This window comes from Pseudomonas sp. GW821-FHT01D09 (assembly GCF_059422465.1).
In genome coordinates, this window is sequence record NZ_JBWKWY010000006.1 from 16,577 (window position 1) to 41,186 (window position 24,610).

26 protein-coding genes are annotated in these 24,610 nt (G+C 60.0%); 9 read left to right on the top strand and 17 right to left on the bottom strand.

The features are described 5' to 3' along the window. Window positions 1–268: 268 nt before the first annotated feature. A complete protein-coding gene (locus AC07W7_RS08600) occupies window positions 269–4,018 on the top strand; it encodes a hypothetical protein (protein ID WP_495039107.1) in 3,750 nt (1,249 codons plus the stop codon). On the opposite strand, the gene AC07W7_RS08605 is transcribed toward AC07W7_RS08600, so the two are convergent. The 5 genes from AC07W7_RS08605 to AC07W7_RS08625 form a co-directional block, all read right to left on the bottom strand. Further along, entirely contained in the window at window positions 4,015–5,085 is a 1,071-nt protein-coding gene (locus AC07W7_RS08605; protein WP_495039108.1) for an NAD(P)H-dependent flavin oxidoreductase, read from the bottom strand. The genes AC07W7_RS08600 and AC07W7_RS08605 overlap by 4 nt on opposite strands. Before the next feature lie 82 nt (window positions 5,086–5,167). Continuing rightward, window positions 5,168–6,244: a bifunctional DNA-binding transcriptional regulator/O6-methylguanine-DNA methyltransferase Ada gene (gene ada, locus AC07W7_RS08610; RefSeq protein WP_495039109.1), complete on the bottom strand. Its 1,077-nt coding sequence runs from the start codon at window positions 6,242–6,244 to the stop codon at window positions 5,168–5,170. 86 nt (window positions 6,245–6,330) lie between these two features. Next, a complete protein-coding gene (gene alkB, locus AC07W7_RS08615) occupies window positions 6,331–6,999 on the bottom strand; it encodes a DNA oxidative demethylase AlkB (protein ID WP_495039110.1) in 669 nt (222 codons plus the stop codon). A 31-nt stretch (window positions 7,000–7,030) separates the two neighbouring features. Beyond that, window positions 7,031–7,198: a hypothetical protein gene (locus AC07W7_RS08620; RefSeq protein ID WP_162493895.1), complete on the bottom strand. Its 168-nt coding sequence runs from the start codon at window positions 7,196–7,198 to the stop codon at window positions 7,031–7,033. A 29-nt stretch (window positions 7,199–7,227) separates the two neighbouring features. Continuing rightward, window positions 7,228–7,530 (bottom strand): DUF1883 domain-containing protein, encoded by a 303-nt coding sequence (locus tag AC07W7_RS08625; protein ID WP_034105160.1) that lies wholly within the window; start codon window positions 7,528–7,530, stop codon window positions 7,228–7,230. Between the two features lie 212 nt (window positions 7,531–7,742). Between AC07W7_RS08625 and AC07W7_RS08630 the strand changes: the two genes are divergently transcribed. The 4 genes from AC07W7_RS08630 to AC07W7_RS08645 all read left to right on the top strand — a co-directional run bounded on the left by AC07W7_RS08630 (window position 7,743) and on the right by AC07W7_RS08645 (window position 10,149). After that, window positions 7,743–8,093, top strand: coding sequence for a hypothetical protein (locus tag AC07W7_RS08630; protein ID WP_029294633.1), 351 nt, complete (start codon window positions 7,743–7,745; stop codon window positions 8,091–8,093). A 181-nt stretch (window positions 8,094–8,274) separates the two neighbouring features. Further along, the gene (locus AC07W7_RS08635) at window positions 8,275–8,925 is read left to right on the top strand and encodes a c-type cytochrome (protein ID WP_495039111.1); all 651 of its coding nucleotides are present in this window, start codon (window positions 8,275–8,277) and stop codon (window positions 8,923–8,925) included. Between the two features lie 68 nt (window positions 8,926–8,993). Beyond that, window positions 8,994–9,845: a c-type cytochrome gene (locus AC07W7_RS08640; RefSeq protein ID WP_495039210.1), complete on the top strand. Its 852-nt coding sequence runs from the start codon at window positions 8,994–8,996 to the stop codon at window positions 9,843–9,845. A 73-nt stretch (window positions 9,846–9,918) separates the two neighbouring features. Further along, on the top strand, window positions 9,919–10,149 hold the full coding sequence (locus AC07W7_RS08645; protein ID WP_076960774.1) for a hypothetical protein: 231 nt from the start codon (window positions 9,919–9,921) through the stop codon (window positions 10,147–10,149). Between the two features lie 9 nt (window positions 10,150–10,158). Here the strand turns inward: AC07W7_RS08645 and AC07W7_RS08650 are convergent, their stop codons facing one another. The 11 genes from AC07W7_RS08650 to AC07W7_RS08700 all read right to left on the bottom strand — a co-directional run bounded on the left by AC07W7_RS08650 (window position 10,159) and on the right by AC07W7_RS08700 (window position 19,177). Next, the gene (locus AC07W7_RS08650) at window positions 10,159–10,440 is read right to left on the bottom strand and encodes a hypothetical protein (protein ID WP_076960775.1); all 282 of its coding nucleotides are present in this window, start codon (window positions 10,438–10,440) and stop codon (window positions 10,159–10,161) included. Window positions 10,441–10,578: 138 nt separating this feature from the next. Further along, the gene (locus AC07W7_RS08655; protein ID WP_495039112.1) at window positions 10,579–11,532 is read right to left on the bottom strand and encodes a fimbrial protein; all 954 of its coding nucleotides are present in this window, start codon (window positions 11,530–11,532) and stop codon (window positions 10,579–10,581) included. A 106-nt stretch (window positions 11,533–11,638) separates the two neighbouring features. Next, entirely contained in the window at window positions 11,639–12,187 is a 549-nt protein-coding gene (locus tag AC07W7_RS08660) for a fimbrial protein (RefSeq protein WP_495039113.1), read from the bottom strand. 11 nt (window positions 12,188–12,198) lie between these two features. After that, window positions 12,199–12,678, bottom strand: a complete 480-nt coding sequence (locus AC07W7_RS08665; RefSeq protein WP_076960778.1) for a fimbrial protein — start codon at window positions 12,676–12,678, stop codon at window positions 12,199–12,201. Between the two features lie 13 nt (window positions 12,679–12,691). Continuing rightward, window positions 12,692–13,183: a fimbrial protein gene (locus AC07W7_RS08670; RefSeq protein ID WP_076960779.1), complete on the bottom strand. Its 492-nt coding sequence runs from the start codon at window positions 13,181–13,183 to the stop codon at window positions 12,692–12,694. 10 nt (window positions 13,184–13,193) lie between these two features. Continuing rightward, on the bottom strand, window positions 13,194–13,769 hold the full coding sequence (locus AC07W7_RS08675; protein WP_076960780.1) for a fimbrial protein: 576 nt from the start codon (window positions 13,767–13,769) through the stop codon (window positions 13,194–13,196). A gap of 21 nt (window positions 13,770–13,790) precedes the next feature. Beyond that, window positions 13,791–14,552 carry a fimbria/pilus periplasmic chaperone gene (locus AC07W7_RS08680; protein ID WP_076960781.1) on the bottom strand — a complete coding sequence of 254 codons (762 nt, stop codon included), beginning with the start codon at window positions 14,550–14,552 and terminating at the stop codon, window positions 13,791–13,793. Next, the gene (locus tag AC07W7_RS08685) at window positions 14,549–17,158 is read right to left on the bottom strand and encodes an outer membrane usher protein (protein ID WP_495039114.1); all 2,610 of its coding nucleotides are present in this window, start codon (window positions 17,156–17,158) and stop codon (window positions 14,549–14,551) included. Before AC07W7_RS08685 ends, AC07W7_RS08680 begins: the two co-directional genes overlap by 4 nt. Before the next feature lie 21 nt (window positions 17,159–17,179). After that, the gene (locus AC07W7_RS08690; protein WP_495039115.1) at window positions 17,180–17,740 is read right to left on the bottom strand and encodes a fimbrial protein; all 561 of its coding nucleotides are present in this window, start codon (window positions 17,738–17,740) and stop codon (window positions 17,180–17,182) included. A gap of 51 nt (window positions 17,741–17,791) precedes the next feature. After that, a complete protein-coding gene (locus AC07W7_RS08695; protein ID WP_076960783.1) occupies window positions 17,792–18,313 on the bottom strand; it encodes a fimbrial protein in 522 nt (173 codons plus the stop codon). A 678-nt stretch (window positions 18,314–18,991) separates the two neighbouring features. After that, entirely contained in the window at window positions 18,992–19,177 is a 186-nt protein-coding gene (locus AC07W7_RS08700) for a hypothetical protein (RefSeq protein ID WP_076960784.1), read from the bottom strand. 309 nt (window positions 19,178–19,486) lie between these two features. Between AC07W7_RS08700 and galU the strand changes: the two genes are divergently transcribed. Both galU and gorA read left to right on the top strand, forming a co-directional pair. Next, complete coding sequence (galU, locus tag AC07W7_RS08705) at window positions 19,487–20,326, top strand: UTP--glucose-1-phosphate uridylyltransferase GalU (protein WP_029294645.1); 840 nt, start codon at window positions 19,487–19,489, stop codon at window positions 20,324–20,326. A gap of 101 nt (window positions 20,327–20,427) precedes the next feature. Then, a complete protein-coding gene (gene gorA, locus AC07W7_RS08710; protein ID WP_495039116.1) occupies window positions 20,428–21,786 on the top strand; it encodes a glutathione-disulfide reductase in 1,359 nt (452 codons plus the stop codon). Here the strand turns inward: gorA and AC07W7_RS08715 are convergent, their stop codons facing one another. Further along, a complete protein-coding gene (locus tag AC07W7_RS08715; protein ID WP_076960786.1) occupies window positions 21,787–22,794 on the bottom strand; it encodes a DNA-binding protein in 1,008 nt (335 codons plus the stop codon). It lies immediately after the preceding gene. A gap of 184 nt (window positions 22,795–22,978) precedes the next feature. Here AC07W7_RS08715 and AC07W7_RS08720 point away from each other — a divergent pair, with 184 nt between their 5' ends. Both AC07W7_RS08720 and ahpC read left to right on the top strand, forming a co-directional pair. Then, window positions 22,979–23,911 (top strand): site-specific integrase, encoded by a 933-nt coding sequence (locus AC07W7_RS08720; RefSeq protein WP_495039117.1) that lies wholly within the window; start codon window positions 22,979–22,981, stop codon window positions 23,909–23,911. 132 nt (window positions 23,912–24,043) lie between these two features. Continuing rightward, the gene (ahpC, locus tag AC07W7_RS08725) at window positions 24,044–24,607 is read left to right on the top strand and encodes an alkyl hydroperoxide reductase subunit C (RefSeq protein ID WP_076960788.1); all 564 of its coding nucleotides are present in this window, start codon (window positions 24,044–24,046) and stop codon (window positions 24,605–24,607) included. Window positions 24,608–24,610 lie beyond the last annotated feature (3 nt).

A 24,610-nucleotide genomic window follows, 5' to 3' on the forward strand; every position in this document is an offset into this window, starting at 1 on the left:
AACGGCTCCGCATGAAAGGTGGGGATCGAGACGCCCGACACGGGAGCGGCGCTCTGGGGGCAGGCGCTGTATGTATAGGTATATAGCGAAAAAATGGCAAGGAAAATCAACGGCCCAGACCTGCCTGGGGATTTGTGGGGGGGCTCGGGCTGACCTTTCTCCACGCGCTTGCCAAACGGCCCCTACAGCCAGGCGCGGTGCAAGCCCTGATAGTTCGCCGTTGTCGTCGCCAATCGTGACGGTGACAGGACTCTGAAGGAACAAGGGCATGGAAAAGGAATACGCCTACATAGACAGTCAGGCAGATGAACGATGGAACAGTGAAGCCTACGTCCGAAACTGGCTTGAACGTGTGCTGGATGCTTCAACGCTTGAGCCCAGTGCCAGGCAACTGATCAACACCCGCTCAATGTTGCCGGTGGAGTTCAGGGTATTTGATGAGTTCGAGACTGATGGCAGTTCGCCGCTTATTGTGCGGCGCGAGGAGGTGCCTTTGTGGCACATCCTCACGGATCGATACCCCTGGCGCAGCTTTTATGGCAAGGGGCAACCGGAAGGCAATGTGAAGACGAGCGTGCAGATGCCGGAGTTTTATGGCGCCTTGGCTCAGGAGCTGACGGCTACGCGGTTTTTTTTGAGCAGTATCCGCATCGCCGGTCAACGCAGCGAGGACGAGATGCTCAGGCAGGATCTGGAGTTGCCGGACAGGGCGGTGCTCAAGAGCGAGGTGGTGCTGTTATCGGTCTGGGGAGTGAGCAAGCGCTTGCTGGCAGAGATCTGGTTTGAGGTGACGCCGAGCGAACGGGGGGCCAGCAAATGGCCAAAAATGATCAGTGGGCAGTGGCCAGGCATGCACATAGGGGTCAGGAGTGGGGACCATTTCAGTTATTCCGCAAACGCCGCCCAAAACAGCCTATGGCTCAAGCGCTTCAAAGAACCGGTGTTGGATGTCGACATCGGGATCTACCCGCGCTGGGCGCGCAAGCCTTTACCGTTGCCTGGCGATAATATCGAGGCGGATCAGGTTGTGGACGTCACGATCAACAATATCCCGGGCGGCTCGCGCACAAGGTATGTGATCAAGGTTCCGCCAGCGTTCTGGCCACGGGACCGTTGGTGGTATTACGTGGGGATCTACCTCAGCTACTGTTGCCCGTGGCTGACCTACGGCGTGTTGAATCAGGACGGCGTCGTCCGCCCGGCCAGAGACCAGGAAAACAGCTGGTTCTTCAGGTGCGATGCCACGCAGATGGCTGTCGACATTCGTCTGCTGCCCTTTGAAATGGCGCAGTGGACTGAAGACTTTACCTCCGGCAGAACCCTTCCGGTGGCCACCAAATCCTGGCAGAAATGGGATGCGCTGTTGGCGGGGCTTGGGGTGGGGGAGTTGACCAGCAACTATGTCAAGACACTGATCGACCGCAGCCTGGCGAAGTCAGGGTTGCCTGAGTCAACCCAGCAGGACTTCAGGGCCCAGACGGCGTTCAGGTACAAGTACCAAGTGGGGCATGCGGTCTATTCGCCGCATTTCACTGCGTATGTTCCGCCTCGATACCGCTACTTCTCGTTTAACCAGATCCTGGTGGGCGAGCCTCAGCGCATTGCTTTTTTGCAGGAGACCGTCGCCTCCGTGCAACTGCGCAACCAGGCACTGTCGGCGGCCGAAGTAAAAGCACTGGATGGGTTGAGGGATAGCCTGTTGAGCGAGTTCTTCGCCGATATCAACAACCTGTTTAACGGCCTGGAGTACAAGCAGTTATTCAATGACACCTGTAATGCGTTGGCCAGGGTCAGGGTCGGTCGGTTCCTGGCCGATGACAGCGAGAAAGACCTGGCGTTGCGCGAGTGCGCCTTTGCGTTTTTGCATGGCGAATTAAAGCCCCGGCTGTTGTTATTCAACGACAAGGCCATACCCAATGTCTTTGTGCTCAAGCACAGCTCGCAAAAGGCCTTGCTGGTATCACTGAACATGGAAGAGCTGACGTGGGCGAAGTGGGAACCGAGTACCGTCGCCGGTCAGCCCAGTGATGCGTTGGTGGCGTTCATGACACAGCATCTTCCGTTCCCGGAAAAAACCAGTATCACCCGTAGCGACTTTTATCCCCGGAAGAACCGCTATGGCTACCATTACCGCCGCCATCCGCCTGAGCCGGTATCGTTTCGCGAGACAGCCGATATCAACAGTGCCTTGCTGCAAGTGGCCATTGATGAAATCAAGCAGCAGATGAATTACGTGGTGTTTTCTTCCAACGAAGAACGCCGAAGGGCACGGACCCAGCTGTTCAGGTCGGCCTTGCGAGCGGTTGCCGGCCTGGTGATTGCCGCTGTCGGCAGCTTGACGGGGGTTGGCGGGTTGATGCTGGCCGGCGCTGCACGGTTGTTGGCGAATATAGGCGACGCCAGTACCAGTTACTGGCTTGGGCAGCAGGCCGACCGCCCTGCGGACTACGCGGCTTATGTACAGGAGTGCAAGTTGGGGGTGCTGCTGGGGCTGGTTGATCTGGGAGCGGATATCACACTTGTCAGGAAAAAACTGCGGCTGGTCTTGAAGCAGTCGACCCAGGCCGCCAAAACCTTTGTCCCGCTGCTGACCCGGCACTCCTCTGCGGATCTGCCCTTCAAGCTGGAGCTGGAGAGTGAGTCCGATCTGTTTATGCGCAGCCCTGAAGAGTTGCGCGAACTGCGCGATCGGCTGGAAAAAACCTTGCGCGAGGGGCTCAACCTCTCGGCACTGCGCAGTGCGCTTCAAGATTCGAGCGCCTCAAGTTATATGTTATCGAAACAATGTGCGGACTATCTGCAGAACAAGTCCTGGGACATCCAGGCGATCGGCGTATTGATTTTTGCCGAGCCCCACGATGACCGACCGCGCGGGCATTTTGCGTTGTCTCTCAGGAATCGGGGGGATACGGCGGTATTGGATATGGCCATGTCCCGGCTGGACTCCGAGGCCCAAGGGCGTGCCTACTTTGGCTCCTTTGACAGTTGGCAGGAGCACCTGCGCTCGCTGCTGCCACTGCAAGACAAGCTGGTGGTGTGCAAAGGGTACGAGCATCTTGCCAGGGCCAGCTATGAGATTGATGCAATGTTTCCTTTGGGCATCAGTTGGGGGCATTTTTTCAATACGGGCAACTATCGCCTTATCTCTTTGCCTTCACGGTTTATCCCCTTGCTGGAAAGCCAATTGTCGCGATTGTGGACGGGGGTTTTCCGACAGCGCACCTCCGTGCCCGCGCTCGGCTCAAGTGTCACCGAAGGCGGTCCGGGTGCGTTCAATCAGGATGAACTGCTGATGCAGGTCAGCACACTCAACGGTTTGATCAGCGAGCCAGAGCAGATACTGCGCGCCAGCATCGGGGTGAGCAATATTGGTGACTTGCGCGTTCAACTGCTGGGCTTTTTACACGCCTGGCGCGCAGAGGCGATGGAAGGCTACCGCGAACTCATGGACGGCGTGGTCGCTGAGGAGGCGGGGCTGGTGCGCAGTGCGTTGCTGCACCTGGATGCGTTGCAGGTGGGGGTGGACAGCCCGATAGCGGTGACGCAAAACGCGGTAGTTGATTGTGTCGACTGGATCGCCACCCGCGCGGGCCAAGAGGATGAACACTGGCGGGGGCTGCTCAAGACAGAGATCGAACGCTATGCCTCGGGTAACCAGGCCAGCCTCGATCTGTGCCTGAGGGCCGTGTTGGACCCATTGCATGCTGCCCTGGCCAAGGGCAAGGAGCGCCAGGTCCATCATCTACGGCATGCCGATTATGAACAGTTGTCGATCACCAGCGGCCAGCCCCTGTTCGCCATCGGCCTGGAGTTTATCCGTGGAATGCAGGTGGCGCGCCAGGCCGAGGGGTTGTTTGCCTTGATCATGACCTGCCAGCCGTATGAAGACAGCAACGAGCTGTTTGCACGGATTGTGTACGGTATCAGCGCCTTGCGGCAGCAGCGTTTCATGGTGCTCAGCCCGGCACATGAACGCCGGCTCAGCGGGCTTGAAACCGCCGAGCCGGTGCCACTCTAGGCCGGTTGCCGGGTCAACTGGGCGTGCGCTTGCGCGGCCAGTTGGCGTGTCAGTTGCGCCGTAGACAGGGCGTGCTTCAGGCCAACGGCCTGGCCTGCCCACAGGCTGCTGAAGCCTGCTTCATCCCTGGCGCGCAGAGGCATCAAGGCACCGCCGGCCAGGGGGAAGGTCGGCGCCGTTGGATTGATTGGCCCAACCTCGCGCATCAGCCGGTTGATAATCCCGCGCGCCGGGCGCCCAGTAAACAGATTGGTCAGGGCCGTCTCGCTGGCCTGGGCGCTGTGCAAGGCCTGGTGGTGGGAGGGCGTGATAGTGGCTTCGGGCGTGAACAGGTAGGCAGTGCCGATCTGCACCGCTGAAGCGCCGAGGGCGAGGGCGGCGACGATCCCCCGCGCATCGCCAATCCCGCCGGCGGCGATCACCGGCACGCTGACCGCATCGACGATCTGCGGCACCAGGGCCATGGTCCCGATCTGGCTGCTAAGGCGCTCGCTGAGAAACATCCCGCGATGCCCCCCGGCTTCATAACCCATGGCGATGATGGCATCGCAGCCGTGCTGCTCCAGCCAGATCGCCTCTTCGACGGTGGTGGCGGACGACAACACTTTCGCCCCGGTGGCCTTGACCCGCTCCAGCAGCGCTTTTTCCGGCAGGCCAAAGTGGAAACTGACCACTTCGGGGCGCAACTCTTCCACCACTTCGCAACTGGCATTGTCGAACGGTGCGCGGTTGGAAACCGGCGTGGGCGCCTCAAAGTCGGCACCCAGCTCACGGTAGTAGGGCTCCAGCAGAGCTTTCCACTGGCGATCATGCTCGGGGTTGGGGGCCGGCGGCTGATGGCAGAAGAAATTGACGTTCAACGGTCCGGCACTGGCCTGGCGAATGGTGCTCAGCGCCTGGCGCAGTTGTTCGAGGCTCAAGGTGGCCGCCGGCATGGAGCCCAGGGCGCCGGCCTGGCTGGCGGCAATCACCATCTGCGGGCTGGTGCTGCCAGCCATGGGCGCCTGGATGATCGGCAGTTCAATGCCCAACAGGTCAAGAATACGGGTGTCTGGCCAGGTGCTCATGGATCGCTTCTCCAGGGTGTAACGCTCAGGAAGGGCTGCCCGGCACTTTTAACAGAGGCCGCCGGGGCAAGGCCAGCCTGTTTTATTCAGTAGACGCCGGCGCCTGTTCAGGCGGGGTATGCCCCTCGCGCTGGAGCAACTGCTGCTTGCGCTCCACGCCCCAGCGGTAGCCCGACAGATGGCCATCGCTGCGCACCACACGGTGACAGGGAATCGCCACGGCCAGGCGATTGGCGCCGCACGCCTGGGCGACGGCGCGAAAGGCACTGGGCGCGCCGATGCGCTGGGCAATCTCGGCATAGCTGGCGGTGCTGCCCACTGGGATTTCCCGCAGCGCCTGCCAGACCCGTTCCTGGAAGGCCGTGCCGCGCAGGTCCAGGGGCAGGTCCAGGCCCAGGGCGGGTGCTTCGATAAACCCCACCACCTGGGCAATCAATTGTTCAAAACCGGGGTCGGCGCCGATCACATTGGCCTGCGGGAACTGGTCCTGCAGGTCGCGCACCAACCGGTCCGGGTCATCCCCCAGGAGGATCGCACACACCCCGCGATTGCTCTGCGCTACCAGAATCGCCCCCAGGGAACACTCGCCGACGGCAAAGTGAATATCGTTATGGGTGCCACCGGCCTTGTAGTCGCTGGGCTTCATGCCCAGCAACTGGTCGGCGGACGCATAAAAGCGGCTGTTGGAGTTGAAACCGGCGTCGTACAGCGCATCGGTTACCGACTGATTGTCCTGCAGGTGGGCCCTGACCTTGCGCGAGCGATGGGCGCGGGCATAGCCCCGGGGCGTCAGCCCGGTCAGGGTCTTGAACACCCGGTGGAAGTGGAACGGGCTCAGGCCGGCGCCGTTGGCCAGGTCTTCCAGGGAGGGCAAGGCCTGGGCCTGTTCGATATGGCGGCAGGCGGCGGCGACCAGGTGCGCATGGCGTTGCGCAACCTGGGTCTGGTCGGCCGAGGTGCGCTTATTGGGGCGGTAACCGGCGGCTTCGGCTTGCTGCGGTGTGTCGAAAAACTCGACGTTTTTGCGCAGCGGCTGGCGTGCGCTGCTGCTGGGGCGGCAATACACACCCGTGGTCTTGACCCCGTAGACGAAGCTCAGGTCGGCCGTGGCGTCACGGGCGACAATGGCCGCCCAGCGCAGATCATCTTCAGTGCTCATGGCAGTCGCTCGGCAATGGATCAGTGGCCAGGATAATCATCGGCGCCCGCCCGGACACTCCGTTGCTTGCGGTTGAATTCACCGGGTCAGCCGGCCGTGCGAAACGTCAGGTTGATCCGTTGCGGCCCCATGCGCGGGTGCACGCCTGGCTTGATCGGCTGCACGCCATGGTAGCGCAGGCGATCGACGCCGCCCCAGACCGCCACGTCGCCATGGAACAACGAGATTTTCTGCGTCTTGTCACTGCGCTGATGGCCGCCAAACAGAAACACCGCCGGCAGCCCCAGGGACACTGAAACCACGGGGGCATTGTAGTTGCGCTCGTTCTTGTCCTGGTGCAGCGACATCCGGGCGCCCGGTACATAGCGGTTGATCAGGCAGGCGTCGGGCGCAAAGGCGTCGAAGCCTGCGGCGCTGGCAGCATCGATCGCCAGCTCGTGCAGTATGGGCGGCATGCCCGGCCAGGGTTGCTGGCGTTCGGGGTCAAGCGGGCTGTAGCGATAGCCCTGGGTGGTGGTGGTCCAGCCCAGTTCGCCACAACTGCTTAGGGCCGCCGACATGGTAAAGCCCCCGGGGGTGACCATATGGCGGAAGGGGGACTGGGCCAGGACCGCGCGCAACTCGGGCAAGACACGCTCAAGCCAGGGCAGGGCATAGCCCCTGAGGACGTAGGATTGTTCGCCGATTTGCTCGCGACGGGCCGGTTGTTGCAGGGCCTCGTCGCTGAACAGGTCGCCGGTGGAATGCGGGTCCATGTTGCACAATCACTCCGCTGCTGGTGAGGGTTTACAGGGCCTTGCTCACGGTGATTTCAGTGATTTGGTCACTGGCCTCGTGGATTTTCGCCAAGGCTGCTTGGGCTTCTTCAGTGCTGGCCGACTGCAATTGGGCAAATTCAAAACGGCGTTCGCCGTTGAGCTTGTATTTGATGACGTATTTAGTGGTCTGGTTCACGGGCATTCCTGTGGCGTAAGGCGGCGCAATCAGCTGAGTTTGCTGCTGGTGCGGCGGACAATGCGGATTTTATGGGACAAGGCCGGCTTGCGGGTAACGCTGATGGCGCGGCGCGTCACCACATCCAGGGTAATGTTCCAGAACCCGGTGCTGGGGGCGGTGATCTTGGCCGGGAACGTGTCGAATGCGCCACCGTGATAGGTGTGGCGACCGCCATTTTTGAAACTGCGAAAATTCGCATCGCTCATCAGGCGGATATTGCAGGTTTGCGAGCATTCAATGACAACAATGTCCCCTTCGTTCAAGTGTTCACGCTGGTGGATGAATTTCATGGGGGTGTCTCCAGAAGGGCTTTTTCTGAAAAATCAGAACGATACGTAGGTTAAGATGGAGTTTATCAGCCCCAGCACGTTTATTATCGGGTCGTCGTCGACGTCTTCGACAATTTAAAACAGTTATTTACCGATATATCAGGGATAAATCCTACGTGGGCGGGAGAAAAATACCATCTCCGCTGTCGTAGGATCTTTATCGGAGGTTTTGTATGAAGTGGAGTGTATTGGTTCTGGCCCTGGCAATAGGTGGATGTGCTTCGGTGTCGGACATCAAGCAGACACCGCCAACCCTGGCGGTCATCTCCGGGAAAAAACCGCAGGAATACGCGGCCTGTGTGGTGCAGAAACTGTCGTCGACCCGGCGTCCGTCGCAGATCGAGCCCCATAAGGAAGGCGTGCGCGTGATTGTGCCGCAAAAATTCTCGGCTGACCCATCGGCTATTTTCGAGATTGAAGACCGTTCCAGCGGGAGCAGCATCAAGCTCTACGAGAGCATGTCCAATGTGCCGATCCGTCCGGGTGACGTGAAGAAAGCTGCGGAAGACTGTATTTCCGGCTGAGTCCACGCGCCATTCATACGCGATCAACTCCGATCGAAAAGCTCGGCCTGCGCTTGCAGTGCCGGGCTTTTTATTGCCTGAAATTTCCTACGCGGCGGTTGTGACTGTCAGCTCATTACCCTACCATTTGTATGCTTATGCATTGTAGGTCTAAGCATATAACTATAAAAATGGAGTCGTGATGATGTCTGTGGAGAGAGTGTTGATGGGTGGCGCCCTGCTGCTCATGCTCGGCAGCGCGCAGGCGCTGGAAGGCAAAAAGGTATTCAGTGAAGGGGGCGCGCAGCCTGGCGCGGCGGCGTGCATGGCGTGCCATGGCGCCGATGGCCTGGGGTTGGCCGCTGCGGGTTTCCCGCGGCTGGCGGGGTTGTCGGCGGCCTACCTGAGCAAGCAACTGCATGACTTCCAAAGTGGCGCGCGCAGCCACCCGGTGATGACATCGCTGGCCAAGGCGCTGACCGAGGAAGAAATCGCGGCGGTGACCCAGACACTGGCGGCGATGCCGGCGCCGGCCGTGCAAGCCGGCCATCGCAGCGCTACCCCCACCAACCCTGCCGAAAAGCTTGCGCTGCAAGGCGCCTGGGAGCGGTCGATTCCTGCGTGTGTCAGCTGCCATGGCCCGTCAGGTGTCGGCGTTGGCGAAGCGTTCCCGCCGCTGTCCGGGCAATCTGCCGCCTACCTGGTCTCCCAGCTCAACGCCTGGCGCAGTGGCACCCGGCACAATGATCCCAATGACCTGATGGGGCATGTGGCCAAATCCCTCACGGATGATGAAGTGCAGGGGATTGCCAGCTACTTCGCCGCCTTGCCTGGCCAGGAGGTCAAGCCATGAAGAACCTGTCATTTGCACCCATGCTGGCCGTGTTGATCGGCGGGCCGGTGTTGGCCGCTCCGATTGCCATGGAAGATCAGTCGCAATTGCAGGTGCCGGCGGCCGTTCCCGTCGCAACGGCGTTCCAGCCGCCCCAGGAAAGCGAACTGCCCGACAACGCCTACGGCAAGCTGGTGAAGCAGGGCTATGCATTGTTCGTCGACACCAAGCGCCTGGCCCCGCAGTTTGTCGGCAATGGCCTCAATTGCAGCAATTGCCACCTGGATCAGGGGCGCCTGGCCAATTCGGCGCCGCTGTGGGGGGCGTACCCGATGTACCCGGCCTATCGAAAGAAGAATGACAAGGTCAACACGTTCGCCGAGCGCCTGCAGGGCTGTTTCCAGTTCAGCATGAACGGTGGCAAGCCACCGGCGGCAGATAGCCATGAGATTACCGCGCTGTCGGTGTATGCCTACTGGCTGGCGAGCAAGGCGCCATTGGGCGTGGAACTGCCGGGGCGTGGCTACCCCGAGGTGCCGCCACCGGCCAAAGGCTACAACCTGGCGCAGGGGGCCCAGGTGTACAAGGCACAGTGTGCGGTGTGCCATGGCGCCGAAGGGCAGGGGCAGAAGGTGGGCGACAGCTACGTGATGCCACCGCTGTGGGGCAAGGACTCCTACAACTGGGGCGCCGGCATGCACCGGATCAACACGGCGGCCTCTTTTATCAAGCACAACATGCCGCTGGGCAAGGCCGGTAGCTTGACCGACCAGCAGGCCTGGGACGTCGCGGCCTACGTCAACCGCCACGAGCGCCCGCAGGATCCGCGTCTGGTGGACGGCTCGGTGGAGAAAACCCGCATCAAGTTCCACGCCAATGACGGTGTGAATCTGTATGGGCAAACGGTCGATGGCGTACTGATTGGCCAAGGCATCCGTTAAACTATGGGTTGACCACAAAAAATGCCGCGCAAACCCCGGGTTTGCGCGGCATTGTCATTCTGGAAAACCAAGTATGAAACGTGAATGCGTCAGAGAACGGCATGCAGAGGGTCACATCTCTGCGACCCATGTGATCCAAAATCCAGCCAATTCGGGGGAATGGATTGTTTTTTTCAAGAAAAGCGGCGGGCGCAGCTTTTTCCTGGTGGATGACCAGGACGAGGTCGAATCCTTTGAGAAGCTCGATGATCTGATCGACACCATTCGCAGCCTTGGCATCAAGTTCGCCGAGATCCACATGTAGCCGCCCGGGCTATTTGCAGACCACCACCACACTGCGGCCCTTGAAGTTACCCACATCGGCGCCCAGGGTCTTGTCGCTTTCCTTCAGGGCCGGCGTGCCTTCGGTCCCCACGATGCGGTAACCGGTGCCGGCGCAGGAGGCATCGGCTTTTTCATAGCAACTGGCCCAGGAGTTGGCCTCGCCTGAGCAATCGATGGTCAGGCCTTGTTCGCCGTTTTTCAGGTAAATGTCGGAAGTGGTGGTGCAGCCCGCGAGGGCCAGCAGCGAAGTCAGTGCCAGGATCTTGTTCATGAATTGAGTCGTCGTCGTAGGGGTTGGAGGGGCGCTGACACAGTCGTGGGGCGTTGGCGCAAGAGTATAACGAACTGCCACCTGGCGCGCCTGTGACGGTGCGCACAAGATGGCTTGCGCCTTGGCCTCCAGGGTGTGTCACGGCACGCCCATCACAAGCACGCCGCTGCCGCTTACGGGGCCCGGGGTAGGCAGGGAGCCGGCTCGCCGGACCAGGGTGAACGTCACATCGTCGCCTCCCACGCTATTGGTGATACGGGACAGGAAGGCGCCACCGACCTGGACTGGCGCTCCACCCCGCACGAGTGCGGTGCCGACATCCGGGTTGCTCATCACCAGCAGATTGGCGTTGAACGACGATGGGATGCCTTTGTAGGTAATGGTGATCGGCGTGGTAATCCCCGGGTCCGGGCAGGCGTAGGTGAGCCTGCGGTCTCGGCGGATGGTGGTAGTCAGCGGATCGGTGCCGATAGCCCTTTGGTGTACATCGCCGAAGTTGATCTCGATCGGGTTGTTATTGTTGATCGTGCAGGTTGACGGGGAGATGGTGAAGTTGTTGGCCGCCGTATATGTGACCGTGAGTTGTGGCCGGGTGGCGTCGAAATTATTTGAACTGGTGAGGCGTAACAGGCCGAGGGTGTCGCCTGTCCGCACGTCGATTGGGTTGGTTGGATCGTTACGCACCAGGATGTAGGGGGTGATATTGATCGGGTAGCCGACCCCGTTGTTGGGCATGGTCGCCACCCGTATACCCGACGGGACCGGGGTATTGAGGAACGCGCCATTGATGCGCAAGCCGCTCCTTTCGGCGGTGAATTTGGGGCCGGATGTCCAAGGCGTCCCTGAGGCATTCCCGGTTTCCCAGTAGTCCTCACCCCAAACCGGGCCTGCTCCTGCGGTAAATCGGCATTCGAGCCGAGCGCCCTCCATCAGAATCCTCACGCGATCTGTATCGAGTCGCACTTCTACGGGGACGGTCAGATGGGTGACACGCGCCCACTCACCGCCATTGACCCGACAATCGACAGCCCGTGCGGTCGTACTAACGCTGATCAACAGGAGAAGCCCAATGGCTCCAAAGAGTCGTTTCATTTTGATCTCTCGTTGCTTCTGTAGGCAGGGCCAGGCCAGCGAACAAACAGTCCGTGCAAACCTGGCTGACCTGAAAGCCTGTGAGTTTGGTTTTTGAGCGGATGAATTACGGATAATCCAGCGTAAAAGTGGAGGTCACGGTGTAGGGACCATGGCCAATGGTCTGATCCCGGATGGCATTCGGCTCACCCTGGACGTAGGCCTTGAGTTCGATGACATTGCTGCCATCACTCAACACCTGTTCGTCGCTGACGGTATTGAGCGGCAAAGGCTTATTGCCCGGTGTCTCGATGCCCACGCCAATACCCGAGGCGCCACTCCCGGCATCCAGCGCAAGCAACCCGTGCAGCGCCGGGTTTTCCCGGCCGCCGAAGGTGATGGTGACGGTCTTGCCGACCGTGGTGTTGCAATCCTCCAGGTGCAGCTTGAAACCCTTGCCCTGGGAACGCGTGTTGATATACAGGTGCTTGCTGGTCAGGTCCCAGAGTTCCAGGGTGATTGCCTCGTCGCCGGGGCGGATAGTGCAGGCTTCTTCAACCAGGTTGCCCTTTATGCGCAGGTTGTCTGCCGCCAGCCCCTTGGGGATCAGGCCGACGCTGAGCAGCAAGGCCAGCCCGGCCCTTGGCCATCCTTTATGCATCATTTCATGTCCCATGGACGGATCTCCTACTCGTATTCGGCCAACAGCGTGGCCACCGCCGTAAACCTTGCGGGGGGCAGGGTGGCCCCCGGCTGTTTGACGGGCACCACCTCCAGGGCCGGTGGCGACGACAGGGTGATGTCCAGTGGCGTGTTGAGTAGAAACGGTTGGTCATTCTGCAAGAGCCGAATGCCCAGCGCAGGCACACTGGTTTGCAGGGCGGCGGCGTCAAAGCCCGTGGGCGTGCCGTTGACACTCAGCCTCAGTACCCATGGCAGTGTGGCGGGGGCACAACTGATGGTGTAGCCGACCCCTCGACGGTATTTCACACCGTCGACCCGCTTGACCCCGACATCCCCAAAATCCACTTCAATGGTGTTACCTGCATCAATCGTGCAGGGTGGCGGTTCGTTCAGTGTTCCGCTGAAGGTCAGGTTGGCCGACGCACTGCTGCAAAGGCCGATGGAACACAAGGCGAACAACGCTCGCTGCTGCCAACAGGTCATGGATCGCTCCTCTTCATTGGTACTCGATGACAAGGGTGGCGGCGGCATCAAATGCCCCTCCTGTCAGACGGCTGCCCGCACGCTTGACAGGCACCGCCTGCACGATCGGAAAGTTTGGGTAGGTAAACCTCACGGCCGTATTCAGAGGCCAGTCGGCACCATTGGCGAACAGTTTTACCCCCAGGTCCGTCTTGCGGGTCACCAGTACGCGACTGTCAAACGCAGCGGCGGTGCCCTTGAGTTCCAGGGTCATGGCGTTGCTGAAGGGCGAGTCGCATGTCACGGTATAAGGCACGTCTCGACGGTAGTTGACCCCGTCAACCCGTGATGTCAGAAGGTCATTGCCAAAAGGCACATCGAGCGTGCTCCCGCTGTTAATGACACACGGCGGAGGGGCGATGATTTGCGCCCGGATGATCAGATTGGTATCGGCCGCCACTCCCTGGCTGACCGCCCACAGCAGGCTGCCAGCCAGAATGGCCTGTGCGCCGGTTGCCTTAGCCATTGCTTTACCCTTAATCATAATTGAGCCTGAAATCCACCACGGCGCGAAATGCCCCGCTGGTCAGCGGCGCCGAGGTGCGCGTAGGCTGCACATGCCACGTGCGGGTACTGCTGCCCAAGGCCAAAAACAGTGGTTCGCCCCGTGAGCCCAGCTGTACATCGCGGCCCAGGGCATCGGTCAGGCGCAGGCCCATCCCGGTGATGCCCTGCACTTTGACCAGCCGTGGATCGTCGGCATCGGCGGGGGCGACAAAGGCCACCGACAGCACCGGTTGAAAGGCACTCCACGCCAGGTTCCCCGTACGTTCGCTGCGGATGCCGCCTGCGGTGCGATGGCAATCGCTGAACCGCAGCTGGAAAGCCACCGCGGTTGCCTGGTCGCCGGGGCGTTGCAGCTGGCTGGTCGAGACCGCACCCAGGTCAATGGTTTGATGCAGCGAGGCCATCTCCAGGCTGCAAGGGGTTTCATGCATGGCCCCGCTGATGTTCAGCAGGCCATTCATGCCCTCGATATCATCCTCGGCGTGTACGCCTCCCACACAGGCCAGCAACAAGCCGCCCAAGATCTTCACCGTATGCAACTTCATGATGTTCTCCCGCAGCAGGCGCTACTCATTGGGCGGTGCCGCTTGTGCGTTGACCTTGCAGGTCTCGCCACTGCAGGTGAAGGCCAGCAATGGACGCCCACCGTAATCATTGACGTAGGATAAATAGGGCGTTGTGCCGAGTGTCTCGGCCGATGGCCCCAGCGTCAGCGCGCCTTTGGGCGGCACCATCAAGGGCTCGAAGCCCGGCACGGTTTTGCCGTCCTTGCTGCTGCGCGCATCCACCAGGGTCACGTAGTAAGGCGTCGGGTTGTTTACCTGGTAGTGGGGCCCTTTGCGGGTCAGGGTCAGCTTTTCCTGCCATGGGGTGGACAAGTCTTGCTGGCTTGGGGCAATGGCTTGCGGTCGGTAGAACAGTTTGATCCGGGTCTGCAGGGCAATTTGCAGGGTGTTGGACTTGTCGCTGCGCGGCGGGATTTCCCTCAAGTTGAAGTAGTAGACCGTCTCGCGATCCTGCGGCAGCGATTTGGCCGCCGGCAGCGCCTGGACCTTGACCTGGCTTTGTTTGCCCGGCTCCAGGCGTTGAACCGGCGGGAGCACGATCAGGGGCGTGGTGATTTTTGTGCCCGCTTCATCCTCAATCCAGCCCTGCGCCAAATACGGTAACTGGGTGTTGTTATTTGTGATGTTGACGCTGGTGGCATCTTTGCCACCATCAAAAATCACTCGGGTACGATCCAGGCCGACAGCGGCGTATGCGCTATGGCTCAAGCCGACGGCCACCACGGCAAATGCCTGGAGGGTGAGGCGCGTGTTCAGCGTCATGAGGATGGGTTCTCCGTCTCGGTAGGCGTCCCGGTCAGCACCGCTGGCACGGGCAGGGATTGATCGGTGGCTGTCTTGCGGCAGCTCAATTGCAGGGCATCGGTCAAACCGTCCGCGGGCAACGTGACAGGGAGCGTGAGGACGCATTGTTCGACACCTCCCCAACTGACAACCATTTGCCCGCCGGCCTGTATGCCGCTCAGATAGACATTGCCGTCGTCATTCACAATGCCGGTGTCCTGCTGTTTCATGTTCTTGACCGTTGCGCCGAACGGCGGTGAGTTGCCATCGTCTAGGCGCAGCACGGCCATGGCTTTTTCACCGGCAATCACGTCCAGTGATCGGTAACCGATCGCCCCTTCGGTCAAGGTCAGTTGCGTCACCGATTGAGTGGCCTCGACATTGCTCGGCAGGCTCTCCAGGTCAACGCTGGCGGCCGTACGCTGGTAGCTGCTGATATCGGCGATAACCGCCTTGCCGAAGGCGTTGCTGCGGGTGGGCGCGCCGTAACCGCGTACAGGCACATCGGGTACGCCGCCGGTATCGACCATCAGTCGGGTTCCGCCCGTGCTATGGGTGCGGTGCAGCGCGGCACCGTGGGCGGTAAGCGTGCCACCGCCCCGCGCCGACACACTGAGGCTACTGTTGCCGGTTTGCTGGCTGGCGCTCAGGTCGATATCGGCCTGGTCCCCCATATGGCTCAGATAGCCGCTGGCTGAGTTGTCACTGGCCCGCAGTTGGTAGCTATTGCGCGCATCCAGGCGATCGCTGAAGCGCGTTGAAAAACTGTTATCGCCTGCGCCCTGATAGGCATCCAGCGACAGTGTGCCGGTGCGCCCCAATGGCAGGCTGACCGTCAGCGTCGCGCCGTTATCCTTATAGTTGTATTCCTGCGTGCGGAAGACATTCAGGGACAGGCTCATGTTTTTCACAGTGCCCACATCAAAGTAGCGTGACACCGACATGTTCCAGCGCTGGGTCTGTGGCCGATCCCAGTACGTTTGTTTGTTATAGCTGGCGTAGACGGTGGTCCCCAGGTCGCGAAACTGCTTGTTTACCGTCGCGGTATACAGGGCTTTGTTGCCGCCGATCGGCCTCACATCATCAATGGGCTCGCCGTTCTCGTTGTATCCCCCGCGCCCGCCGAGCTCGCCGTTCAAACCGTAGTGCCGGGCATTGAGGTATTCACTCATGCTCAGGAAGTTCCTTTCGGAAAACCGGTAGCCGGCGAAGGTGATTTGGCTGTCGTACTGTTCAAAGTGCTTGGAGTATTGGAGGCGGTAGGATTTGCCTGAGAGCCTCTCGTTCCACACGCTGGCCTGGGATTGTGTAACGTCCAGCGAGAGGGCGCCGAACGCCAGCAGGTCACGACCGGCGCCGACGGACAGCGCGCGGTAGTTGTTATCCGTGATCCCGCCGCCAAACAGCGACCAGCCATTGCTGACCCCCCAGGAGAACTCGCCGGTCGCGAACACGTCACCCTCGGCGCCGTACTGCAGGTTGGACGGTTGCCCCGTCGCCAGCTTGTAACGCACATGCCCGGGGCGCGTCAGGTAAGGGACGCCTGCGGTATCGATCTGGAAGCTGTGCACCGTACCGTCCTGTTCTTCCACCCGCACATCCAGCGTGCCCGACACGGCGTCATTAAGGTCCTGGATGCGAAAGGGGCCTGCCGCTACCAGGGTTTCATACAGCACGCGCCCTTGCTGGCTGACCACGACCCGTGCATTGGTCTTGGCCACCCCGACGACTTCCGGGGCATAGCCACGCAAGTTGGGTGGCAGCTGGCTTTCATCGGAATTGAGCGCGGCGCCGGTAAAGCGGAAGCTGTCGAACAGGTCCGAATACAGGTAGTTCTCGCCCACCACCAGGCGCGCCTTCAGCGCAGGGATTGCGCGGTAGGCGTAGTAGCGGGTCCAGTCCAGCTTGCGGTCCTGGGCGACACCCTCATTGGCGCGCTCGAAACGTCCCTGCCAGTCTGCCCTGAGGCGCCAGGCCCCGGCATTGGCCCCGAGCGTGCCGTTGCCGCTGAGGTTATTGCGGTTGCCGCCGTCCTTTTGATAGTTGGACTGCGCGGTAAGGCTGTAGTCGACCAACAGCCCCGGCACGCCCTCATCCCAACGCGAGGGCGGGTCCCAGTTGATGTCGCTGTATTCGAGATAGGCCTGGGGGAGGTTGATATTCAGGGTGGAGGTGGCCAGGTCGCCACTGACCTCCATGCCAGGCAACCCCTGGATATCCAGGCACTGCCCGTTTTTCCACCAGGTGAGTTTTGCCGTGCTGGATGCCTTGAGGCCCAGTTGTTCCACGAGCTCAGGGGATAAACAAGCCTGGCTGCCTTTGGGATCATGGTCCGGGGGGTAGAACGCCACCGATTGTTCGGCAGTCGGCTGGGCGTTTATCTGCACGACCATCGAGTAGGTGCCAGGCAGAATGAAGCCGCTGCGCGCAAACTGAGACAAGTCAATATTGGTGCGATCATTCAGATCAAGAACGTCAGTATTGAACTCGATATCCCCGGCGCTCATGGCCGTGCCAGCCAGTGACATCAACCCGCTGAACAGGCTGGGACGCAGCGCATATTTGACCTTCGACGTATTCAACATGAAAAAGCAACTCATCAATGTTCAAAAGTATTCCAACTTGAACCGCACGGCGGCACCGTGAGCACCAGGCATCAGCGGCAGCCCGTTGCCTACCAGGCGAAGCGTGTAGTGAAGTGTCATGTCGCCTTCGACCAATGGAAGCAGGGGCATTGGTTCACCCGGGACGCTCTCCTGGCCGGCGGCATCCCAGATATGCAGGGCTACCCCCTGCGAGCCGCCAAAAGCCGCAAACGAGCGACCGTCCCTGTCGCGAGGGCCGTCAAAGGTCACTTGCAGGTGCTGCCAATCAGGCAGGTTTACATCCGGGCGTGATGGGTCAGGGCGAGTCAGCGAACAATTGACCAGGCGCAACTGGAAGGGATGGGGGTCTCCTATGGCATTGCGTAACAGCCGGCCTATGGGTTCGGGGCGCATCTCGATGGTTTGATCGGCACTGACCAGTTCCAGCCCGCAAGCCGAGTCAATGATTTCTCCTCCCAGTGTGACGAGCCCATCGCCTTGCGCTGAGGTATCTGCGGCCACCCAGGGGCTGATGAACAACATCAATGAAGAGGTGACGGCGAAACTTATAATTGTTTTCACCTGTATCTCCCGCCAGCGTCCCCCGCCACCTGAAGTGGCGGGGGGCGGTACTTACTGATAGGCCAAGGTGAAGTTGGTGACCGCGCTGAAATCGCCAGGCTCAATCGTGCCGGTGGCGGCGCCTTGCACATACGCGCCAAACTCCAGTGTGTTATCACCGACGGAAATGGCTTGCGGGGTTGTTGCGACACCCAGTTCAATGGGCTGGCTGCCATGGGTCATCATGATGCCAATGCCACCCGCGCTGCCTACAGTGCCCAGTGCACCTGGAACCACACTGGAGGGCGCACCGGTGAACGTAGTGGTCACGGTGTTATCGGTAAGGCCGGTCAAATCGCAGCCTTCAAGTTCTATCAGTACGCGTCGGGCTTCAGATTTACCTCCGGTCTGCAATTGATGTTTTGCGATCGCGCCAAGGTGAACGCTTTGATCTACGGACTCAGGCTTGATAGAGCACGCGCCCGAGTGGACAGACCCCAAGAATGTAATTGTTCCATCTGCTGCATGCGCAGCGCCGATCGAGCCTGCGAACAACCCGATAGTTAATAGTGCGGTTTTAAATTTGTTTTTCATTTGCAGATGTCCACATGATAAAGGTCATTTAGGCGTCCGCTCGCAATAGTGCGAAGGACTTATTAAATAAGCGATTATGGTAAGTGCCGTTCAGTGTCCAGGTTTCAGCGGTTTGGCTTTCTCCTCCTATCAGGTATCGAAACTTGCGACTTGGGGCGCTACTTTTTATTGCGCCGCCCCTGACCGCCTGGCAGGCCGGAAAGGGCCAGCCAGTCAGCTCTATTACCTCAAGGGTGGCTTGCAGAAAACTCAATCGAGTTCAGTGCAGTCCAATTTTTTCAATTACGTGTATTGCAATTGAGGAGCACGTTCGAGGCGGTGCAATTATTGGGCTAGCGCTTTTTGTAAGAAAGTCGTCCGGTTCTCTTGGTTGTGTAGTCTTGTAATACTGAAGTGCATAGGAAAGTTGTGGCAATTTGCCAAAACTTGAGAAGCAGCCGTAAGAATTGGGCTACATATGGCTTGAGGGAGGGAGTAAAGGCTGTTGTAAGCGTAGGACTAAAATTTGTGGAAGGCACGCGTATTTATTGCGTTTAGGCAACTAACGTATCGGCCAGGGAATGAACTTTTTCGTTCTCCCGGCGCGCTGCGCGACGTTAGCGCCAAGGTGATGGCGGGTAGGGGGGCACAAAAAAGCCCCGATCATCGGGGCCTTCATGCATGGGCAATCGCGGGGGCTTATTTGCCCTTGGGCCTTTTGCTCGACGCGTGACCGGCTTCGTCTACAAACACTTCAGCGACCGCAATCGCCTGGCTTTCGGTCGCGAATACCCCGGCAACGCTGTCGCCGTGAAAATTGATCAGGTGCCAGCCGTCTGCTCGCTTGGTGATCAGGTAGCCGTTTACGCCTTTGGGTTCTGACATCGATTAACAATCTCGTGGTCTGGTTCAAGCAGGCAATGATAGCGCCAAATGCCATGGGGGCGCGTAAGTTGTTGCAGGTCAGTGCCGAACCCCATAAAGCGTGCTAAAAAGGATGTGGCCCTTTGAAACCGGGGCGCCCTGGATATTTCCCGGAGCCGTTGGGCGTGCTTGTTTGAACGTGGGCGGAACTTACATCGAGATTTTTTCTCTATGTTGACATCGCAATGCCAGCAGCGCCCATTGTAAGGTGGCTGCGGCCTGATTAGACTGCGCCGAATTTCGTACGCACAGCCCTTATTAAGGACTTTTATGATCAAGAAATGCTTGTTCCCAGCAGCCGGTTACGGTACTCGCTTCCTGCCAGCGACCAAGGCCATGCCTAAAGAAATGCTGCCGGTGGTAAACAAGCCACTGATCCAGTACGGCGTCGAAGAGGCACTGGATGCCGGCCTGAACGAAATCTCCATCGTGACCGGGCGCGGCAAACGCGCCCTGGAAGACCACTTCGACATCAGCTATGAGCTGGAAAACCAGATCAAGGGCACCGACAAGGAAAAATACCTGGTCGGTATCCGCAAGCTGCTCGACGAGTGCTCGTTCTCCTACACCCGTCAAACCCAGATGAAAGGCCTGGGCCATGCCATCCTCACCGGTCGCCCATTGATCGGCGACGAGCCGTTTGCCGTGGTCCTGGCGGACGACCTGTGCGTGAACCTGGAAGGCGACGGCGTCTTGACCCAGATGGTCAAGCTCTACCAGAAATACCGCTGCACCATCGTTGCGGTGCAGGAAGTCGACCCTTCGGAAACCAACAAGTACGGCGTGATCGCTGGCGACGACATTGGCGATGGCCTGATTCGCGTGCGCGACATGGTCGAGAAGCCGGCGCCGGAAGATGCCCCATCGAACCTGGCGATCATCGGTCGCTATATCCTGACCCCGGATATCTTCAAGCTGATCGAAGAAACCGAGCCAGGCAAGGGCGGTGAAATCCAGATTACCGACGCTTTGTTGAAGCAGGCCAAGGACGGTTGCGTCATTGCCTACAAATTCAAGGGGCGTCGTTTTGACTGTGGTGGCGCTGAAGGCTACATCGAGGCGACCAACTTCTGCTACGAACACTTCTACAAGACTGGCAAGGCTTATTGATTCAAGCTTGGTCTGTTGAGTCTCCAGAAAGCCACCTTCGGGTGGCTTTCTGGTTTTTTGGCTGCAAGCGGGTATTCTGATGCCCTGCCGAGGAGAGTGAAATGGCCTACGATTTTGATCTTTATGTAATTGGCGCCGGTTCTGGTGGCGTACGGGCGGCACGCTTTGCCGCAGGGTTTGGCGCGAAGGTGGCCGTGGCGGAAAGCCGCTACCTGGGCGGGACGTGTGTCAATGTGGGGTGTGTGCCGAAAAAACTGCTGGTCTATGGCGCACACTTTGCCGAAGACTTCGAGCAGGCCAGCGGTTTTGGCTGGTCCCTGGGCGAGGCGGACTTTGATTGGGCGACACTGATCGCCAACAAGGACCGCGAGATCAATCGCCTCAACGGTATCTACCGCAACTTGCTGGTCAACAGTGGTGTGACCCTGCATGAAGGCCATGCGCGCCTGACTGGGCCCCACGAGGTCGAGATCAATGGCCAGCGCTTCACCGCCAAGCACATCCTGATCGCCACTGGCGGCTGGCCGCAGATCCCCGAGATTCCCGGGCATGAGCACGCCATTGGCTCCAATGAGGCGTTCTTCCTTAAAGAACTACCCAAGCGTGTGCTGGTGGTGGGGGGCGGTTATATCGCGGTGGAGTTTGCCGGGATTTTCCATGGACTGGGTGCACAGACTTCGTTGCTGTATCGCGGCGACCTGTTCCTGCGTGGCTTCGATGGCGCGGTGCGCAAGCACTTGCAGGAAGAGCTGACCAAACGCGGCCTGGACCTGCAATTCAACGCCGATATCGCACGCATCGACAAGCAGGCCGATGGCAGCCTCAAGGCCACCCTGAAAGACGGTCGTGTACTGGAAGCCGATTGCGTGTTCTATGCCACCGGCCGGCGTCCGATGCTGGACAACCTGGGCCTGGAACACACCGGGGTCAAGCTGGACGCGCGTGGCTTTGTCGAGGTTGACGAGCTGTACCAGACTGCCGAGTCGTCGATCCTGGCCATTGGTGATGTGATTGGGCGCGTGCAGCTGACGCCCGTGGCCTTGGCTGAAGGCATGGCCGTGGCGCGGCGCCTGTTCCAGCCTGAGCAATACCGCCCGGTGGACTACGCGATGATCCCGACGGCGGTGTTCAGCTTGCCGAATATCGGCACCGTCGGCCTGAGTGAAGAGCAGGCTCGGGCCGATGGGCATAACGTGCAGGTCTTTGAAAGCCGTTTCCGGCCGATGAAGCTGACCCTGACCGAGTGCCAGGAGCGTACGCTGATGAAGCTGGTGGTCGATGCCGACACCAACAAGGTGCTGGGTTGTCACATGGTCGGGCCAGATGCGGGCGAGATCATCCAAGGCCTGGCGATCGCCCTCAAGGCGGGGGCGACCAAGCAGCATTTCGACGAGACCATCGGCGTGCACCCGACGGCGGCGGAAGAGTTCGTCACCATGCGCACGCCAGTGGCTGGCTGATCAGGGGTTGGCTGTTGCCTCTGGCGCCGTTGCAACGACGCCAGCCAGGCGCAGCGCCTCAATAGTGGCCTGGGCCTTGATCAGGTCCAGTTCCACGGCTTTGTGGGCGTGCTGCTGTGTTGTCAGTGCGTCCTGGCGTGATTGGCTGTCCTGCACGGCAACCCGCAGACGCTCTTGGAGCAGGGTGCGTTCGCTATCAATCAGGCTCAATTGTTCGCTCAGCTTGAGTTGCTGGGCCTGATCCTTACGGCTTTGCTCCTGCAGGGCAGTCAATTCCTTCGCCGTAACCCGGTGTTCAATCAATAGCCGCTCATTGTCGCGATGCAGTTGGGTGATCTCGTCCTGGCGCACCATGGCGCTCTGCTGGGCCTGGCGCAATTCGGCCTGCAACTGTTGCAACTGGCCTTCATGGCGGCGCTGCTCCTGCTCGCGTTGGTCCTTGATGGCATTGCGATAGTGCTCAAGGGCCTCGCGGGCGTGCAGGTGCTTTTCTTCCAGCGAACGAATCTGTTCGTCCTTGTCCGAGAGCCGTAGCTCGTAGTCGCTGCACGCCTGGCTGAGCCCAGCGTTACGGGTCTGCTCGGTCTGCAGGCTGGTGCTGGCGGTTTGCAGGGCGGCGCTTTCTTCTGCCAGGGCTGCGCCCTGGATATCAAATTGCTGCTGGAGTTGGCTGTGGGCTGCGGTAAGTGCCTCTACCTGGGCGAGCAGGGCGCTTTTCTGTTGCTCGAACTGCGCCAGGGCCAGGTCGATGGGCTCCTGGGCCTTCTCTTTCAGGCGTTGGGCCAGGCGCGCCACCAGTTCGCCCAACTCGTCGTCGAGCGGCGCTTCGGTAATGCTGAGGCGAGTTTCGCTCTCGTCCAGCTCCTTCAGATAGCGGTGGATGGTGGTTTTCGAGCCGGTATTGCCCATCTCGATGCGCACGGCGTCGATGCTGGGGTTTTCGCCGCGGGCGAGGATTGCCAGGCGTGCCGTTTGAACTACTGCTTTGTTGATGCCGCCGCGAGCCATGGCGTCTCCGTCGATTTAGTACTGTGGTATGTATTATGTATTTACGTACTGTATCACGAACTAAAATACGTTGAAAATCATGATTAAACAGATGGGGTATTGGCGTATTATCCCGTGTGAAGACCCCTTTGGCGCAGATCCAGCCCTATGATCCGTACACCACCCCCTTGCCAGCGATCGCGGTATGAGTGAGCTAGACCGTTACCTGAACGCCGCCACCCGCGATAACACCCGTCGCAGCTATCGCGCTGCCATCGAGCACTTTGAGGTGAGTTGGGGCGGCTTCCTGCCCGCCACCAGTGACAGCGTGGCGCGATACCTGGTGGCCTATGCCGGGGTGCTCGCGGTCAATACGCTGAAACTGCGGCTCTCGGCGCTGGCGCAATGGCACACCAGCCAGGGTTTTCCCGATCCGACCAAGGCGCCGGTAGTGCGCAAGGTGCTCAAGGGCATCCGCGCCTTGCACCCGGCCCAGGAAAAACAGGCCGAACCCTTGCAGCTCCAGCATCTGGAGCAGGTGGTGGGCTGGCTTGAGCGCGAAGCCGAGCAGGCGCGGGCAGAGGGCGATCGACCGCGCTGGCTGCGTGCCAAGCGCGACACGGCCTTGATCCTGCTGGGCTTTTGGCGCGGCTTTCGCAGCGATGAGCTGTGCCGTTTGCAGATCGAGCATGTGCAGGCGGTGCCGGGCGCGGGCATCACCCTGTACCTGCCGCGCAGCAAGAGCGACCGCGAAAACCTCGGCCAGACCTACCAAACCCCGGCGCTGCTGCGCCTGTGCCCGGTGCAGGCCTATAGCGAATGGCTGAGTGCCTCGGCCCTGGTGCGCGGCCCGCTGTTTCGCGGGATCGACCGCTGGGGCAACCTGGGCGAGGAGGGGTTGCATGCCAACAGCGTGATCCCGCTGCTGCGCCAGGCGCTGGAGCGGGCAGGCATTGCCGCCGAGCAGTACACCAGCCACTCCCTGCGCCGGGGCTTTGCCACCTGGGCCCATCGCAGCGGCTGGGATTTGAAGTCGTTGATGACGTATGTCGGCTGGAAGGACATGAAGTCCGCCATGCGCTATGTTGAAGCGACGCCCTTTCTTGGCATGACTCAGGCCCGCGACCCGCTGCTTTAGGATTTCTTCTATTAATACAGTCGGTTGATAGCCAAAACCAATCGGCAGCATCAGGTTTGCCAATGAGCCATCGACGATGAGACTGGGTAGGATTCACCCATCAACTTACTAACCCCTGACGGAGAGTCAACGATGCCTATCATCAACAGCCAAGTAAAACCGTTCAAAGCCACCGCTTACAAAAACGGCAACTTCGTAGACGTGTCGGACGCTGACCTGAAAGGCAAGTGGTCTGTCGTGTTCTTCTACCCAGCCGACTTCACTTTTGTTTGCCCTACCGAACTGGAAGACCTGGCTGACAACTACGCCGAATTCCAGAAACTGGGCGTCGAGATCTACAGCGTTTCCACCGACACCCACTTTGCCCACGCGGCCTGGCACAACACCTCGCCAGCCATCGGCAAGATCCAGTACACCATGATCGGCGACCCAACCCTGACCATCTCGCGCAACTTCGACGTGCTGATCGAAGAAGCTGGCCTGGCAGACCGTGGCACCTTCGTGATCAACCCGGAAGGCCTGATCAAGATCGTTGAGCTGAACGATGGCGGCGTTGGCCGTGACGCTTCCGAGCTGCTGCGCAAAATCAAGGCGGCCCAGTACGTCGCTGCCCACCCGGGCGAAGTGTGCCCAGCCAAGTGGAAAGAAGGCGAGGCTACCCTGGCTCCGTCCCTGGACCTGGTCGGCAAGATCTAAGCC

Bases quoted from the DNA above. Each gene is read 5' to 3' on its own strand.
- AC07W7_RS08600 (WP_495039107.1), top strand. From the start codon at position 269: ATGGAAAAGGAATACGCCTACATAGACAGTCAGGCAGATGAACGATGG.
- AC07W7_RS08605 (WP_495039108.1), bottom strand. From the start codon at position 5,085: ATGAGCACCTGGCCAGACACCCGTATTCTTGACCTGTTGGGCATTGAA.
- ada (WP_495039109.1), bottom strand. From the start codon at position 6,244: ATGAGCACTGAAGATGATCTGCGCTGGGCGGCCATTGTCGCCCGTGAC.
- alkB (WP_495039110.1), bottom strand. From the start codon at position 6,999: ATGGACCCGCATTCCACCGGCGACCTGTTCAGCGACGAGGCCCTGCAA.
- AC07W7_RS08625 (WP_034105160.1), bottom strand. From the start codon at position 7,530: ATGAAATTCATCCACCAGCGTGAACACTTGAACGAAGGGGACATTGTT.
- AC07W7_RS08630 (WP_029294633.1), top strand. From the start codon at position 7,743: ATGAAGTGGAGTGTATTGGTTCTGGCCCTGGCAATAGGTGGATGTGCT.
- AC07W7_RS08635 (WP_495039111.1), top strand. From the start codon at position 8,275: ATGATGTCTGTGGAGAGAGTGTTGATGGGTGGCGCCCTGCTGCTCATG.
- AC07W7_RS08640 (WP_495039210.1), top strand. From the start codon at position 8,994: ATGGAAGATCAGTCGCAATTGCAGGTGCCGGCGGCCGTTCCCGTCGCA.
- AC07W7_RS08645 (WP_076960774.1), top strand. From the start codon at position 9,919: ATGAAACGTGAATGCGTCAGAGAACGGCATGCAGAGGGTCACATCTCT.
- AC07W7_RS08650 (WP_076960775.1), bottom strand. From the start codon at position 10,440: ATGAACAAGATCCTGGCACTGACTTCGCTGCTGGCCCTCGCGGGCTGC.
- AC07W7_RS08655 (WP_495039112.1), bottom strand. From the start codon at position 11,532: ATGAAACGACTCTTTGGAGCCATTGGGCTTCTCCTGTTGATCAGCGTT.
- AC07W7_RS08660 (WP_495039113.1), bottom strand. From the start codon at position 12,187: ATGGGACATGAAATGATGCATAAAGGATGGCCAAGGGCCGGGCTGGCC.
- AC07W7_RS08665 (WP_076960778.1), bottom strand. From the start codon at position 12,678: ATGACCTGTTGGCAGCAGCGAGCGTTGTTCGCCTTGTGTTCCATCGGC.
- AC07W7_RS08670 (WP_076960779.1), bottom strand. From the start codon at position 13,183: ATGGCTAAGGCAACCGGCGCACAGGCCATTCTGGCTGGCAGCCTGCTG.
- AC07W7_RS08675 (WP_076960780.1), bottom strand. From the start codon at position 13,769: ATGAAGTTGCATACGGTGAAGATCTTGGGCGGCTTGTTGCTGGCCTGT.
- AC07W7_RS08680 (WP_076960781.1), bottom strand. From the start codon at position 14,552: ATGACGCTGAACACGCGCCTCACCCTCCAGGCATTTGCCGTGGTGGCC.
- AC07W7_RS08685 (WP_495039114.1), bottom strand. From the start codon at position 17,158: ATGTTGAATACGTCGAAGGTCAAATATGCGCTGCGTCCCAGCCTGTTC.
- AC07W7_RS08695 (WP_076960783.1), bottom strand. From the start codon at position 18,313: ATGAAAAACAAATTTAAAACCGCACTATTAACTATCGGGTTGTTCGCA.
- AC07W7_RS08700 (WP_076960784.1), bottom strand. From the start codon at position 19,177: ATGTCAGAACCCAAAGGCGTAAACGGCTACCTGATCACCAAGCGAGCA.
- galU (WP_029294645.1), top strand. From the start codon at position 19,487: ATGATCAAGAAATGCTTGTTCCCAGCAGCCGGTTACGGTACTCGCTTC.
- gorA (WP_495039116.1), top strand. From the start codon at position 20,428: ATGGCCTACGATTTTGATCTTTATGTAATTGGCGCCGGTTCTGGTGGC.
- AC07W7_RS08715 (WP_076960786.1), bottom strand. From the start codon at position 22,794: ATGGCTCGCGGCGGCATCAACAAAGCAGTAGTTCAAACGGCACGCCTG.
- AC07W7_RS08720 (WP_495039117.1), top strand. From the start codon at position 22,979: ATGAGTGAGCTAGACCGTTACCTGAACGCCGCCACCCGCGATAACACC.
- ahpC (WP_076960788.1), top strand. From the start codon at position 24,044: ATGCCTATCATCAACAGCCAAGTAAAACCGTTCAAAGCCACCGCTTAC.